The organism is Caulobacter sp. 602-1 (assembly GCF_003931565.1).
Lineage (GTDB): Bacteria > Pseudomonadota > Alphaproteobacteria > Caulobacterales > Caulobacteraceae > Caulobacter.
Genome location: NZ_RRYI01000006.1, coordinates 56,232 through 69,908, shown reverse-complemented (window position 1 = coordinate 69,908; position 13,677 = coordinate 56,232). Strand labels below are relative to the sequence as shown.

Annotated in this window: 13 protein-coding genes; 8 read left to right on the top strand and 5 right to left on the bottom strand. The window is 68.2% G+C overall.

Annotated elements, in window-relative coordinates; translation table 11 throughout:
• Positions 1-28: 28 nt before the first annotated feature.
• The 5 genes from tcyJ to recG all read left to right on the top strand — a co-directional run bounded on the left by tcyJ (position 29) and on the right by recG (position 4,797).
• Positions 29-814 carry a cystine ABC transporter substrate-binding protein gene (tcyJ, locus tag EIK80_RS17715; RefSeq protein ID WP_125158347.1) on the top strand — a complete coding sequence of 262 codons (786 nt, stop codon included), beginning with the start codon at positions 29-31 and terminating at the stop codon, positions 812-814.
• Positions 815-817: 3 nt separating this feature from the next.
• Positions 818-1,477: a cystine ABC transporter permease gene (tcyL, locus tag EIK80_RS17710; protein WP_125158346.1), complete on the top strand. Its 660-nt coding sequence runs from the start codon at positions 818-820 to the stop codon at positions 1,475-1,477.
• Positions 1,474-2,214, top strand: coding sequence for an amino acid ABC transporter ATP-binding protein (locus EIK80_RS17705; RefSeq protein ID WP_125158345.1), 741 nt, complete (start codon positions 1,474-1,476; stop codon positions 2,212-2,214). The genes tcyL and EIK80_RS17705 overlap by 4 nt, the downstream gene beginning before the upstream one ends.
• A 131-nt stretch (positions 2,215-2,345) precedes the next feature.
• On the top strand, positions 2,346-2,648 hold the full coding sequence (locus tag EIK80_RS17700; RefSeq protein WP_125158344.1) for a hypothetical protein: 303 nt from the start codon (positions 2,346-2,348) through the stop codon (positions 2,646-2,648).
• Positions 2,649-2,700: 52 nt separating this feature from the next.
• Positions 2,701-4,797 (top strand): ATP-dependent DNA helicase RecG, encoded by a 2,097-nt coding sequence (recG, locus tag EIK80_RS17695; protein ID WP_125158343.1) that lies wholly within the window; start codon positions 2,701-2,703, stop codon positions 4,795-4,797.
• A 7-nt stretch (positions 4,798-4,804) separates the two neighbouring features.
• Here recG and EIK80_RS17690 read toward each other — a convergent pair whose 3' ends face one another.
• Positions 4,805-5,749, bottom strand: a complete 945-nt coding sequence (locus tag EIK80_RS17690) for a DUF808 domain-containing protein (protein ID WP_125158342.1) — start codon at positions 5,747-5,749, stop codon at positions 4,805-4,807.
• Positions 5,750-5,855: 106 nt separating this feature from the next.
• Here EIK80_RS17690 and EIK80_RS17685 point away from each other — a divergent pair, with 106 nt between their 5' ends.
• Together EIK80_RS17685 and EIK80_RS17680 are read left to right on the top strand one after the other, a co-directional pair.
• A complete protein-coding gene (locus tag EIK80_RS17685; RefSeq protein WP_125158341.1) occupies positions 5,856-6,836 on the top strand; it encodes a phosphotransferase family protein in 981 nt (326 codons plus the stop codon).
• Complete coding sequence (locus EIK80_RS17680; RefSeq protein ID WP_125158340.1) at positions 6,833-7,213, top strand: DUF6285 domain-containing protein; 381 nt, start codon at positions 6,833-6,835, stop codon at positions 7,211-7,213. Before EIK80_RS17685 ends, EIK80_RS17680 begins: the two co-directional genes overlap by 4 nt.
• Here EIK80_RS17680 and EIK80_RS17675 read toward each other — a convergent pair.
• The 4 genes from EIK80_RS17675 to rfaD all read right to left on the bottom strand — a co-directional run bounded on the left by EIK80_RS17675 (position 7,178) and on the right by rfaD (position 12,135).
• Positions 7,178-8,320, bottom strand: coding sequence for a DUF3089 domain-containing protein (locus tag EIK80_RS17675; protein ID WP_125158339.1), 1,143 nt, complete (start codon positions 8,318-8,320; stop codon positions 7,178-7,180). The two genes, EIK80_RS17680 and EIK80_RS17675, sit on opposite strands and share 36 nt — an antisense overlap.
• 46 nt (positions 8,321-8,366) lie before the next feature.
• Positions 8,367-9,569, bottom strand: coding sequence for an acetyl-CoA acetyltransferase (locus tag EIK80_RS17670; RefSeq protein WP_125158338.1), 1,203 nt, complete (start codon positions 9,567-9,569; stop codon positions 8,367-8,369).
• An 11-nt stretch (positions 9,570-9,580) separates the two neighbouring features.
• Complete coding sequence (locus EIK80_RS17665) at positions 9,581-11,047, bottom strand: OB-fold domain-containing protein (RefSeq protein ID WP_125158337.1); 1,467 nt, start codon at positions 11,045-11,047, stop codon at positions 9,581-9,583.
• A gap of 86 nt (positions 11,048-11,133) precedes the next feature.
• Positions 11,134-12,135, bottom strand: a complete 1,002-nt coding sequence (gene rfaD / locus EIK80_RS17660) for an ADP-glyceromanno-heptose 6-epimerase (protein WP_125158336.1) — start codon at positions 12,133-12,135, stop codon at positions 11,134-11,136.
• A 96-nt stretch (positions 12,136-12,231) separates the two neighbouring features.
• On the opposite strand from rfaD, the gene EIK80_RS17655 reads away from it, so the two are divergent.
• Positions 12,232-13,671: a deoxyribodipyrimidine photo-lyase gene (locus EIK80_RS17655; protein ID WP_125158335.1), complete on the top strand. Its 1,440-nt coding sequence runs from the start codon at positions 12,232-12,234 to the stop codon at positions 13,669-13,671.
• Positions 13,672-13,677 lie beyond the last annotated feature (6 nt).

Below are 13,677 nucleotides of genomic sequence, written 5' to 3'. Positions count from 1 at the left end.
CAGATTGTTTCGCCCAAAGGTTCGTCCGATGCGATTCCCTGCCCGCCGCGCCGTCCTGTCCGGTCTCGGCCTCGCCCTGCTCGCCGCCTGCGGTAAGAAACCGGACGCTGGCGCCAGCGCCTGGGATAGGATCAAGGCCTCGGGGACCCTGCGCATCGGCCTGGAGGGCACCTATCCGCCGTTCAATTTCCAGGACAAGAACGGCCAGCTGGCCGGCTTCGAGGTCGACTTCGCCAAGGCCCTGGCCGCGCAGCTGGGCCTGAAGCCCGATTTCCGGCCCGCTCCGTTCGCGGGCCTGTTGGGCGCGCTGGAATCGGGCCGCGTCGACGTGGTGATCAACCAAATCACCATCACGCCCGAGCGCCAAGCCAAGTATGACTTCTCCGAGCCCTACACCGTCTCGGGCATCCAGATCATCAAGCTCAAGGACAAGCCCGGCCTGGACAAGCCCGAGGATCTTTCCGGCAAGAAGGTCGGCGTCGGCCTCGGAACCAATTACGAGCAATGGGCGCGGACCAACGTGCCAAAAGCCGACATCCGCACCTATGACGACGATCCCACCAAGTACCAGGACCTGCGCGCCGGCCGCATCGACGCGGTGCTGAACGACCGCCTGGTCGCCGCCGACTTCGTCAAGAGCTCGCCGGAGTTCGTCGCCTCGGGCCCGCCGTTCGCAGCCCAGGGCTCGGGCGTGGCGATGAAGAAGGACCCGGCCCTGAAGGTGATCATCGACCAGGCCATCGAGGCCCTGCGCGCCAGCGGCAAGCTGTCGGCGATCTCGCGGCAGTGGTTCGGCATGGACGTGACGCACTAGGCCATGGACACGGGTCTGGATCTGCTGCGCCAATCCGCGCCCCTGCTGCTGAAGGGCGCCGGCTACACCGTCCTGCTCAGCGTCATCGGCATGGGGATCGGGGTCGTGCTGGGCTTTGGCCTGGCCCTGATGCGCCTGTCGCGCTCGCCCCTGCTGCGCTGGCCGGCGGCGGTGTATGTCTCGGCCTTCCGGGGCACGCCGCTGCTGGTGCAGCTCTTTCTGATCTACTACGGCCTGCCTCAGTTCGGCGTCGAAATGCCTGCCCTCGCGGCCGCCGGCATCGGCTTCTCGCTGAACGTCGCGGCCTATTCCTGCGAGATCCTGCGCAGCGCCATCGACGCCGTCGACAAGGGCCAATGGGAAGCCGCCAGCGTGCTCGGCATGAGCCGCGGCCAGACCCTGCGTCGCGTGATCCTGCCCCAGGCCGCCCGCACCGCCGTGGCGCCGCTTTCGAACAGCTTCATCGGTCTGGTCAAGGACACCTCCCTGGCCGCCACCATCCAGGTGCCGGAGCTATTCCGCCAGGCTCAGCTGATTACCGCCCGGACCTACGAGATCTTCACCATGTACCTGGCCGCGGCGGCCATCTACTGGATCCTCTCCACCGTGCTGGCGGCCGTGCAGGGCCGGTTGGAACGCCGCGCCGCGGAGGGCCGCCGATGAGCGCGATCGACGCCAGAGGCTTGAGAAAGAGCTTCGGCGAAACGCCCGTCCTGGCGGGCGTAGACCTGACCGTCACTCCCGGCGAGGTGGTGGCGATCATCGGCCCCAGCGGCTCGGGCAAAAGCACCCTGCTGCGCTGCCTGGCGGGCCTGGAGCCGCTGACCGGCGGCGACTTGACCATCGCGGGCGTGACGGTGGGCGGCAAGATCCCGCTGGCCAGGGCGCTGAACGGCCGGGTCGGCTTCGTCTTCCAGAGCTTCAATCTGTTTCCGCACAGGACGGCGCTCGAGAACGTCATCGAAGGGCCAGTGGTCGTCCGCAAGGAGGATCCCGCCAAGGCGAGCGCGCGCGGCCTGGCCTTGCTGGAAAAGGTCGGCCTGGGCGGCCGGGCCGACGCCTATCCCGCCGCCCTGTCCGGCGGCCAGCAGCAGCGCTGCGCCATCGCCCGCGCCCTGGCCATGGATCCTGAGGTCATCCTGTTCGACGAGCCGACCTCGGCCCTTGACCCCGAACTGGTCGGCGAGGTGCTGGCCGTGATCCGCGATCTGGCCGTCGAGAAAAGGACCATGGTCATCGTCACCCACCAGATGGACTTCGCCCGAGATGTCGCGGACCGGACGATTTTCATGGACGGCGGCGTGATCGTGGAGCAAGGACCCTCCCGTCAGTTGCTTGCCTCCCCGCGCGAAGAGCGGACCCGCAAGTTCCTGGCCAGGTCGGGTGTCCTCCAGCCATAATTTGGCCCAGGGGACACTTCACGTCCTGCTAGCGCGTCAGGCGAATTGCGTAGGCGGCCTCGCTGCTCAGGCGCGCGATTAACGATTAAATCCAAAGCCCTACGCCGGGTGGTTTTTATGGCGAGGACAGCGTGAAGCCTTACATCGAACTCAAGGGCGCCTCGGGCGCCGTCTACCGCTACAAGCTGGCCGAGAACGGCGACCCGGCGACTACGATCGCCGGCAACTACGTCTATGTCGACGCCAAGGGCGCGGTGGTTTTCGCCGGTGAGGCCAACAACCTGATCGACGCCAAGACCCGCTGGTCGGAAGCCTATGCCCGCCATGGCGCGACCTGGCTCTACACCCGCCTGAACGTGTCGGGCGCCTCGCGGGCGGATGAGTATTCCGATCTCGTGATCGCGCTTCAGCCCGTGATGAACCAAGCCGACTGATCGGCCACGAGGGGCTGCCTCCGGGCGCGCGACCGGCATATTGTTCCGCCCAATGCGTCCGGAGATTCTCTTCCCCCTGTTCAGCCCGGTGTCCACGCTCAAGGGCGTGGGCCCGCGCGTCGCGCCGCTGGTCGAGAAGCTGGCCGGCCCGATCGTGCGCGACGTGCTGTTCACCGCGCCGACGGGCCTGATCCGGCGCTCGATGACCACGGTCGATCAGGCCGTCGAGGGCCAAGTCCAGACCTTCATCGTCACCATCGACCAGCATCAGCCGCCCAGCCGCCTGGGCCAGCCCTGGAAGATCCGCGCCTGGGATGGGACCGGCTTTCTGACCCTGATCTGGTTCAAGGGCCACGGCCCGCACCTGGAGCGCCAGCACCCCAAGGGCGCGCGCCGTGCGGTCAGCGGAAAGGTGGAACGGCCCGACGGCTACGCCTCGGAACTGCAGATCGCCCACCCGGACTACATCGTCGACGCCGAGCGCGCCGGCGACATTCCCGAGATAGAGACGGTCTACCCCGCCACCCACGGCCTGCCCTCGCGCACCTTCCGCAAGTTCGCCCTGGAAGCCTTGAGTCGCGCGCCCGAACTCCCCGAGTGGCAGGACGCCGCCTGGCGCGAGCGCGAGAAGCTGCCGGGCTGGCGCCAGGCCCTGGCGGCGGCGCACGCGCCCGCCAGCGAAGCGGACCTCTCGCCCCTGGCCCGGCCGCGCCGGCGCCTGGCCTATGATGAACTGCTGGCCCACCAGTTGGCCCTGGCCCAGCGCAAGGCCTCGCGCCGCGCGACGCCGGGCCCGCGCATCCCGTCCGGCCCGCTGTCCGAAGCCGCCGAGAAGGCCCTGCCGTTCAAGCTGACCGGCGCCCAGATCCGTTCGCTCTCGGAGATTCGCGGCGACCTCGCCTCCGGCGAGCGGATGAGCCGATTGCTGCAGGGCGATGTCGGCTCGGGCAAAACGGTCGTGGCCATGCTGGCCATGGCCGACGCGGCCAGCGCCGGCCTCCAGTCGGCCCTGATGGCCCCAACCGAGATCCTGGCCCGCCAGCACTACGAGACCATCGCCGCGCCGCTGCAGGCGCTGGGCCTGTCGGTGATCCTGCTGACCGGCCGCGACAAGGGCGCGAGCCGTTCGGCCAAGCTTCTGGGCCTGGCGGACGGAACCCACCACGTCGCCGTCGGCACCCACGCCCTGTTCCAGGACGACGTCGTCTTCGACCGCCTGGCCCTGACGATCATCGATGAGCAGCACCGCTTCGGCGTCAATGAGCGCCGACGCCTGCAGGACAAGGGGCCCTCCAATGAAGATTGGGGCGTCCACCTGCTAGCCATGTCGGCCACGCCGATCCCGCGCACGCTGGAGCTCACGGTCTTCGGCGACCTCGACGTTTCCCGCATCGACGAGAAGCCCCCGGGCCGCACGCCGGTCGCCACCCGCGCCGCGCCGACTCCGCGCGTGCCCGAGATCGTCGAGCGCCTGCGCGGCGCCATCGCCGGCGGCGCCCAGGCTTTCTGGATCTGCCCGCTGGTCTCGGAGTCCGACAAGGTCGATCTGCGCGCCGCCGAGGACCGCGCCGTCGACCTCGCCCGCCACTTGCCCGGCGTCGGCCTGGTCCACGGCCAGATGCCGGCCGCCGAGAAGGACGCGGTCATGCAGCGCTTCGTCGAAGGCGAGGTCAGCGTTCTGGTCGCCACCACCGTGGTCGAGGTCGGGGTCAATGTCCCCAACGCCAGCATCATGGTCATCGAGCACGCGGACCGCTTCGGTCTGGCCCAACTGCACCAGCTACGCGGCCGCGTCGGCCGTGGCACACGCGAGAGCTCGTGCGTGCTGCTCTACGATCCGCCGCTGTCCGAGGTGGCCCAAAAGCGCCTCGACATCCTGCGCCGCAGCGACGATGGCTTCGAGATCGCCGAGAAGGACCTGGAGCTGCGCGGCGGCGGCGACCCGCTGGGGCTCAAGCAGAGCGGCTTTCCGGCCTATCGCCTGGCCGACCCCGTGGCGCACCGCTACCTGATTGCCGTGGCCGCCGACGACGCCCGGCTGATCCTCGCCCGCGACCCGGACCTGACCTCGCCGCGCGGCCAGGCGCTGCGCACGATGCAGGAACTGTTCGACTGGAAACCGGCCTCGCCGCTGAACGAGGCGGGGTAGCAAGCGCCTAATGCGCCGCCGCGCCCTTGCGGTGATGCCAGAGGTGCATGACGCCGGCCAGGACGCCGCCGATCGCCAGGCCCACCACGGCCGAGCCCAGGGCGAAGGCCAGCCAGCCCGTGACGGCGCCGATCCCAGGGACGCCATGCGCCCAATGCGAGAAGCCCTCGACCCAGCGCGGGATCGGGGTCAGGTGGAACTTCTCCAGGCCGTGGACGATGATGCCGCCGCCGACCCACAGCATGGCGGCGGTGCCGATCACGGTCAGCGCCTCCATGGTCCACGGCATGGCCTTGACCAGTCCGCGGCCGAAGCGTTGCACGCCCTTGGCCTCGCGGCGCGACAGGTGCAGGCCCATGTCGTCCATCTTCACGATCAGCGCCACCGCGCCATAGACCACGACCGTCAGCAGCACGCCGACGATGGCCAGCGCCACCGCCTGCATCGCCAGACCCAGATGCGCGACTTCGGCCAGGGCTATGGCCATGATCTCGCCGGACAGGATCAGGTCGGTGCGGATCGCGCCGTCGACCTTCTGCTTCTCAAGTTCGGGCGCGCTGAGCGCCAGGTCCTCGATCGCCTCGCCCTCGGCTTCGGGCGTGAAGGCCTCAAGGATCTTCTCGGTGGCCTCGAAGGCCAGATAGGCCCCGCCGACCATCAGGATCGGCGTCACGGCCCAGGGCGCGAAGGCCGATAGCAAAAGGGCGCCCGGCAGCAGGAAGATCAGCTTGTTGCGCAGCGAACCGACGGCGATCTTCCAGACGATCGGCAACTCGCGATCGGGCGTGAAGCCCATGGCGTAACCCGGCGTCACCGCGGCGTCGTCGACCACCACGCCCACGGCCTTCGACCCGGCCTTGCCCGCGGCGGCTCCGACATCGTCCAACGAGGCGGCGGCGAGCTTGGTGATGGCCGCGACGTCATCGAGCAGCGCGGCGAGACCGGAAGGCATGGAACATCCTGAGCGAAGTTGAGCCTCGTTGCGTAAGGCGCGCCGGGCTCGCCGTAAAGATGCGGGCCTCTTGCGTGACGTAAGGTGAAAGCTGGAAGCTCGTTCCATGGACGTCGCCGCAGCTCTCGATCGCCTCGCTCCCCGCCTGTCGCCGACCGCGACCGAGGCGGTCAACGCCCGCCGCTTGTCCGGCGGCGCGAGCCTGGAAACCTGGGCCTTCGATCTCGACGATGGGACGCCGCTGATCCTGCGCAGGCGGCCGGACGGCGCGGCGATGCGCGAGACCGCCCTGTCCCTGGCCTCCGAGGCCGCCCTGATCCGCGCGGCTGAACAGGCCGGGGCGCCGACGCCCCGCGTGGTCCGGGTCTGCGCGCCCAGGGACGGCCTTGGCGAGGCCTATGTCATGCGCCGGCTGGAGGGCGAGACCTTGGGCCGGAGGATCGTCCGCGACCAGGCTTTCGCCGGGGTTCGGCCCGGCTTGGCTCGCCGCTGCGGCGAGGTGCTTGCGCGGATCCACGCCGTGCCGACCGCGGGCCTGCCAGACCTGGCCACCTCCGACGCGCGCGGCGAACTGGCTCGGTACGAGGAGATCTATCACCAGTTGGGCGCCCAGCGACCAATCCTGGAGGCGGCGTTCCGCTGGCTTGAGTCCATCGCACCTCCGCCGCCCGAACGGCCGGTGCTGGTTCACGGCGACTTTCGCAATGGCAATCTGATGATCCACCCGACGGGCGGTCTGGTCGGCGTGCTGGACTGGGAGCTGGCCCACCTAGGCGACCCAGCCGAAGACCTCGGCTGGATCTGCGTCAATTCCTGGCGCTTTGGCGAATGGCGGAAGCCTGTCGGCGGCTTTGGCGACTATGCCGACCTGCTCGCTGGCCATGGCGGCGAAATTTCGCTGGACCGGGTGCGGTTCTGGCAGGCCCTGGGCTCGCTCAAATGGGGGGTCATGTGCCTGATGATGTATTCCAGCTTCGCCACCGGCCAGGATCGTTCGATCGAGCGCGCCATGATCGGCAGGCGAACCAGCGAGGCCGAAATCGATCTCGTGGCCCTGATGGAGGCCCCGATGGGCATGCTTTCTTGATCAGCCATCCTACCGCCGCCGAATTGGCCGAGGCTGTCGCCGCCTTCGACGCAGAGGCCGTCCTTCCAGGCGATGCGCGCCAAGCCTTCCTGGCCCGCGTCGCCGACAACGCCCGCGCCACCTTGGCGCGTGAAGCCGAACAGGGCGCAACGCTGGAAGCCGAGGCCGTCGATCGGCTCAGCGCCCTTCTCGGGGCAGTTGGCGACTTCGCCATGCTCAACGCCAGGCTCTGCGAAGCCCTGCGCGAGGGCGCGCTCGATCCGCTCGATCCCGCCCTGCTGGCGCACCTCCGGGCCACGGCGATCGGCCAGATCGCCATCGACCAGCCCAGCTATGGCGGCCTAGCGGCCTTGCGGGACGGCGGGAACGGCGGCTAGCGAGCGACCGATCATCGTCGCCGAGCGCGCCAGGGCGTCGGCCTCAAGGTCGGCGTAGAACAGATTGAACGCGTCGACCTTGCGCCGATCGGCCCAAGAGCCGCTGTCGCGCAGGGCGCTGGACTTGGGCTTGCTGGTGCGCAGCAGGCCGTTCTCGCAGCGCGCCGAGACCTGTCGTTGCAGGAAGGGCGGCCGCGCGCCCCAATCCAGGCCCGTGGCGTTGGTCGCCCCGAGGTTCAGCTTGGCCGGGGCGCGCTCCAGGCCGGTCCCGCCCAGCAGCGGGTTGAAGCACAGCGGCGCGCGGTGCTCGAGATTGACCAGTTGGTCGGTCCCATCCCAGACCAGCGAACGGCCGGTCAGTTCCTGGACCGCGCGGAAGTCTCCCTCCTGAGCCGAGGCCCAGGCCGCGACGCAGCCGGTCTCGCCCTTGTGTTCGCAGGCGGGGATCGCCGCCTTCGGTCCGTATTCGTCGGCGGGGGCCACCGTCTCGATCAGATAGGCGGCGACGAGGCGGCGCTTGAGGTCTGGATCGGTGGCGATCTCCTCGCGCAGCAGGCGCGCGGCCAGGGAACCGCCCTGCTCCACCCCGACGATGATGAACGGACGCGCCTCGCCGTAGCGCGACAGATAGGTCTTGAAGGCCAGCCGGACATCGCCATAGGCGAAGCGACGCGCATCGCGGGCGTCGTCGCGCAGGGTCAGATAGGTGTAGAGGCTGGCCTGGCGGTAGCGCGGCGCGAACACCCGGCCCACGCGGTCGAACGGCCCGGCATAGTTGGGGATCACCACCCGCGACAGGAACCGCTGGGCCTTGGGCTGGTCGATGCCGCCGTTCCAATCGCGGCCGCCGTCGAAGGTGGTCGGGTGGAGGAAGAACACGTCGACCGGCTGGTTGGCGTGGGCCGCGCCGGGCAGCAGCGCCCAGGACGAGGGCTTGCCATAGTCCGGGGCCGGCGGCGGACGGTAGGTCAGGAATGGGACCTTGGGGTCCAGGGCGTTGCTGAGAATATCGTAACGGAACACGAAGGCCGCCGTCAGGAACAGCGCCAGGAACAGCGCCAGCCCCGCGAAGATCCAGCGTTTGAAGCCTTTGAACGTACCGCCCATAGCTCTGGGTTACACCAAGGCCAAGGCGGCTTTAAGCCCCTTTTCCTTACGCCCCTTCCTGACCGATGATCGCCACGGAGCAGACGTTGCTGGCCGGCGCTCCGCCCAGATTGTGGGTCATGCCGAAGACCGGATTGGCCAGTTGCCGTTCACCTGCCCGGCCCTGCAGTTGCAGATACATCTCGTAGAGCATCCGCAGGCCCGAGGCGCCGATCGGATGGCCGAAGCACTTGAGGCCGCCATCGATCTGGCAGGGTATGCCGCCGTCGGCGTCGTAGAAGCCGTCCAGCACGTCGCGCCAGCCTTGGCCCTCCGCCGAGATGAACAGGTCTTCCATCGTCACCAGCTCGGTGATCGAGAAGCAGTCGTGCACCTCCATCATCGAGATCTGCTCGCGCGGCCGCTCGATGCCAGCCTCCTTGTAGGCCTTGCCGGCGGCGATACGGGCGGTGTGGAAGTGGCTGCCGTCCCACCCGTTGTACTGGCTCTCGTAGCCGTTCGAGACCGAAAGCTGCAGGGCCTTGACGGTGACGAGATCGCGCTTGCCAAGGGCCCGCGCGATCTCGGGCGTGGTGACGATCGCCGCCGCCGCGCCGTCGGACACGCCGCAGCAGTCGAACAGGCCCAGCGGCTCGGCGATCATGGGCGCGTTCAAGGCCTGCTCGGCGGTGATCGGCTTGCGCAGATGGGCCTTGGGATTCTTGGAGCCGTTGACGTGGCTCTTGACCGAGACGTGGGCGATCGCGCGCTTCAGGTCGTCCTTGGAGACGCCGTGCTTGGCGCGATAGGCGCTGGCCAGCTGGGCGAAGTTGCCCGGCGCCGAGCCGTTGGGCATGACCTGAGGGCTGAGCGTGCCAGGATTGGCGACCGGCAGGCCGCCGTAGCCGGTGTCCTTCAGTTTCTCGACGCCGACGGCCAGGGCAATGTCGGCCGCGCCCGCCGCCACGGCGTAGACCGCGCCCCGGAAGGCTTCCGAGCCCGAAGCGCAGAAGTTCTCGACCCGGGTCACGGCGATGTTGGGCAGGCGCAGGGCGATCGACAGCGGCGTGCCGCCCTTGCCCGAACCGATCTCGTCGATGTGCGTCGAGAACCAGGCCGCGTCCAGCTGGGTCGGCTCGACGCCGGCGTCCTGCATGGCCTCCAGATAGGCCTCGACCATCAGGTCGTCGGGCCCGGCGTCCCAGCGCTCGCCGAACTTGCTGCAGCCCATCCCGAGGATGGCGACCTTGTCCCGGATACCTTGCGGCATGACGGTCTCCCTTATTCGGCGGCTTGAGAGGTTTGGGCGGCGATGGCGGCGCGGTCGGGCGCGGCTTTCCAGAAGTAGCGGACGAAGCCGCGCTTCTCGTCGACCTCCTTGACGCGGAACACCATCCGCACCGGCAGGCCCGTCTCGACATCGCCCGGCGAAACGTCGGTGATGTCCATCATGATCCGCCCGCCTCCCTCGAAGACAATCATGCCGTAGTGGTTCGGCGGAGCCATGGAAAAGGTAAGGTAATCCGCCGAATAGCTCAGAACGCTCGCGCGCCGCTCGGCGAAGCGATACGGCTCCTGGGTGTCGACGGCCGGGTTGTTCGGCGCGACCGAGATGCGGGTGCGGGGGAACTGCACGACTCCGGTCTCGCGGCAGCGGCCGCCGACCAGACCCAGGATCATGTCCTCGTTGCGGTAGAGGGTGGTCAGGGCCGTCTTGTTGTCCTTCTCGGCCCGCATGCCCTTATCCCATTCGACAAGGCCGTTGAAGGTGAGGAATTTCAGGTAGTTGGTTTCGACTTCTCGATCAGCCAGCGAGCCGGTCACGCCCCGGGCCGGACGCTGCCCCGCTCCGGTGGCGCGGAACACCAGCGCCTCGGCGCCCTGGCCGAACTGGGCGACCAGGATCACCTCACCGGCCTTGGCGTCCTCCAGCGCGTGAGCCAGCATGATCGGCCCGTGCGCGCAGCCGGCCTCGCCCATCACGGCGGCGAGATTGTCGCGAACAGCCTCGGGCTTGATCCCCACGGCCTTGGCGACGGTCGCGGCCATGCCGGAAAAGGTCGACGGAAAGCAGAAATGATCGATGTCCGAGGGCTTTAGACCCGCAACCTCAAGCGCCTTGCGGATCGCCGGGGGGACCAGCTTGACGACGCCCTCGTCGCGGATCCAGCGCTCCTCCCAGTAATAGTCGAAGCCGCCGTCGTCGCCGCGGAAGTGGTCGACGAAGTCGTCGGTGACCGACCCCCGTCCCAGCAGCTCGGCTGCGCCGGGACCGTCGGTGATCACGAACGCCGCCGCGCCGTCGCCGAAGTCCAGTTCCTGGGTCGAGACGGCGCGGGCCCTGCGGCGCTCGCCGACGGCGACCAGAGAGGTTCCACCGCTCGCCAGCGCCTGGCCCAGCGCCGTCAGGCCGCAGCGCTGCGAACCGGTGACGTCGCTGGCGGCGATCGACTTCTCCAGGGTCAGGGCCGCCGAGACGACTCCCGCGTTCAGCCGGTCAGCGAAGGGCGCGGTCGTCGAGGCGAAATAGAGGCTGTCGATATGGGAACGGTCGTCGCCTGGCCCCAGGGCGTCGCGGGCCGCCTCGACCGCCATGGTCAGGGCGTCCTCGTCCCAGTTGGCCATCGAGCGTTCGCCCTTGCCCTTGGCCTTCAGGTTCGGGGCGACCCAGGCATTGGCCTCGGTCACCGCCTTGCGGCTCAGACGCAGACGCGGCGCATAGGCGCCCCAGGCGGCGATGCCAGCCATGACGAACTCCCTGATGTCGAGGTTCGCGCCTCGATCTCGGGGCTCAGCCTACGCGCGTCGCCACGGCCGGCAACCGTGCCCTGACGTCAGCGATACGGGTCGTCTGTATTCAGGTAGCCCGCCACGTAGTCGGCTACGCCATCCTCCAGAGAGGTCATCGGCGCATCGTAGCCCGCCGCCCGCAGGCGGCTCATATCGGCCTTGGTGTAGTACTGGTACTTGCCGCGCAGCACCTCGGGCATGTCGATATAGGTGATGTCCGGCGCGCGGTTCACCGCCTCGAAGGTGGCCACGGCGAGATCCCGGAACGAGCGCGCGTGGCCGGAGCCCAGGTTGAAGACGCCGTTGACGGTCGGGTTCCTGGCCAACCAGGCGATCACGTCGACCGCGTCCCGGACATAGACGAAATCGCGCAACTGCCCGCCGTCTTCGTAGTCCGGGTGGTGCGACTTGAAGAGCCGGACCCCTTCGCCCGCGGCGACGCGCGGCCAGATCTGGGCCACGACCGATTTCATGCCGTCCTTGTGCTCCTCGTTCGGGCCATAGACGTTGAAGAACTTCAGGCCCGCCCATTGGGTCGGGGCATGACCGCGATGGGCCTCGCGCACGGCGTAGATGTCGAACAGGGCCTTGGACCAGCCATAGGCGTTCAACGGTCGCAGGGCCTGCAGCGAGGCCAGATCATCCTTGCCCTCGAAGCCCAGCGAGCCATCGCCATAGGTCGCCGCCGACGAGGCGTAGATAAGGCGCTTGCCGTGTTGCGCGCACCAGTCCCAAAGGTCGCGCGACAGCACGAAGTTGGACTGCACGATCTTGTCGGCGTCGGCCTCTGTCGTCGACGAGACGGCGCCCATGTGGACGATCAGTTCGACCTCCGCGCCGCGCCTGGCCAGCCAGTCGAACAACTGCTCGGGCGCGACGAAGTCGGCGATCGGGTGCTTGGCGATGTTGCGCCACTTGCCGCTGGCTGCATCGCGCAGGCGATCGCAGACCACCACGTCCAACGCAGGATCCTCGCACAGACGCGCGACGATGTTGGAGCCGATGAAGCCCGCGCCGCCGGTCACCAGGACGATACGACGGCTCATCGGGCTGCTTTCTGGACTACGGCTTTCGGCTGACTCAAGGCAACTCTTCCAGCGGACAGGGATTTCAGGCGCCCAAGAGGTGACCTTTCGGGCGGGGTGAGGCAAGTGCGGAAAGACACGGATCAGGGCCCCGTCATCGTCTGGTTCCGCAACGACCTGCGGTTAGCCGACAATCCGGCTCTGCGCCATGCCGCGGACAGCGGCCGGCCGGTGATACCGCTCTATATCCTGGACGAGACTCCAGGTCTCCGCACCAGGGGCGCGGCCTCGCTGTGGTGGCTGGACAAGTCTCTGAAGAGCCTCGCCGAAAGCCTTGAGAAGCTTGGCAATGGACTGGTGCTTCGCAAGGGCGTGGCGGCCGAAGTTCTGGACGACGTGATCGCCCATACCGGCGCGACCTGCGTGCTATGGAACCGGCTCTACGACCCGGTCAGCATCAACCGCGACACCGCGATCAAGACCCGCCTGAAGGACGCCGGCGTCGATTGCCAGAGCTTCAACGCCAGCTTGCTGAATGAGCCTTGGACGGTGAGCAACGGCGCCAAACAGCCCTACAAGGTGTTCACCCCCTACTGGCGCGCCGCCCGCGAGCCTCTAAGCCAGGTCACCGTAGAACCTGGGCCCAAACACCTGAAATCACCCGAACATCTCCCATGCAGCGAAAGTCTCTCCGACTGGAATCTGCATCCGACCAAGCCCGACTGGTCGAAGGGCTTCGACCTGTGGTCTCCCGGGGAAGCCGGCGCGTTGAAACGGCTGGACGACTTTCTCTCCGGCCCGGTCGACGGCTATGGCGAGCAGCGCGACCTGCCCAGCGTCGAAGCGACTTCGCGCCTGTCGCCGCACCTGCACTTCGGCGAGATCGGCCCGCGCCAGGTCTGGCTGGCCGCCCGCGACGCCGTCGAGCATCGCGGCGCTCCCGTCGGAGAGATCGACAAGTTCCTCTCCGAGGTTGGCTGGCGCGAGTTCAACCATTCGATCCTGTTCCACTGGCCGAACCTGCCGACCAGCGGGTTCCGGCCTGAATTCGACGCCTTCCCATGGAAATCGAACCCCGGCTTCTTCGAGGCCTGGACCAGGGGCGAAACCGGCTATCCGATCGTCGACGCCGGCATGCGCGAGCTGTGGGCCACGGGCTTCATGCACAACCGCGTGCGCATGATCGTCGCCTCGTTCCTGGTCAAGCACCTGCTGATCGACTGGCGCGAGGGCGAGGCCTGGTTCTGGGACACCCTGGTGGACGCCGACCTGGCCAATAATGTCGGCAACTGGCAGTGGGTGGCCGGCAGCGGGGCCGACGCCTCGCCCTACTTCCGGATCTTCAACCCGATCGCTCAGGGCGAGAAGTTCGATCCGCACGGGGTCTATGTCCGGCGCTGGGTTCCGGAACTGAAAGGCGTTCCCGACGAAGTTATCCACAAGCCATGGACTCGAGCCTTGCATCTGCCAGCGGCGGCAAAACGTCTCTATTCGAGACCAATTGTCGACCACGCCCAGGCGCGCGAGAAGGCCATGGAGGCCTATCGCGGTCTGTAGCGGGTT

Excerpts from the sequence above, each read along its gene's own strand:
- tcyJ (WP_125158347.1), top strand. The coding sequence starts at position 29 with ATGCGATTCCCTGCCCGCCGCGCCGTCCTGTCCGGTCTCGGCCTCGCC.
- tcyL (WP_125158346.1), top strand. The coding sequence starts at position 818 with ATGGACACGGGTCTGGATCTGCTGCGCCAATCCGCGCCCCTGCTGCTG.
- EIK80_RS17705 (WP_125158345.1), top strand. The coding sequence starts at position 1,474 with ATGAGCGCGATCGACGCCAGAGGCTTGAGAAAGAGCTTCGGCGAAACG.
- recG (WP_125158343.1), top strand. The coding sequence starts at position 2,701 with ATGCGTCCGGAGATTCTCTTCCCCCTGTTCAGCCCGGTGTCCACGCTC.
- EIK80_RS17690 (WP_125158342.1), bottom strand. The coding sequence starts at position 5,749 with ATGCCTTCCGGTCTCGCCGCGCTGCTCGATGACGTCGCGGCCATCACC.
- EIK80_RS17685 (WP_125158341.1), top strand. The coding sequence starts at position 5,856 with ATGGACGTCGCCGCAGCTCTCGATCGCCTCGCTCCCCGCCTGTCGCCG.
- EIK80_RS17675 (WP_125158339.1), bottom strand. The coding sequence starts at position 8,320 with ATGGGCGGTACGTTCAAAGGCTTCAAACGCTGGATCTTCGCGGGGCTG.
- EIK80_RS17670 (WP_125158338.1), bottom strand. The coding sequence starts at position 9,569 with ATGCCGCAAGGTATCCGGGACAAGGTCGCCATCCTCGGGATGGGCTGC.
- EIK80_RS17665 (WP_125158337.1), bottom strand. The coding sequence starts at position 11,047 with ATGGCTGGCATCGCCGCCTGGGGCGCCTATGCGCCGCGTCTGCGTCTG.
- rfaD (WP_125158336.1), bottom strand. The coding sequence starts at position 12,135 with ATGAGCCGTCGTATCGTCCTGGTGACCGGCGGCGCGGGCTTCATCGGC.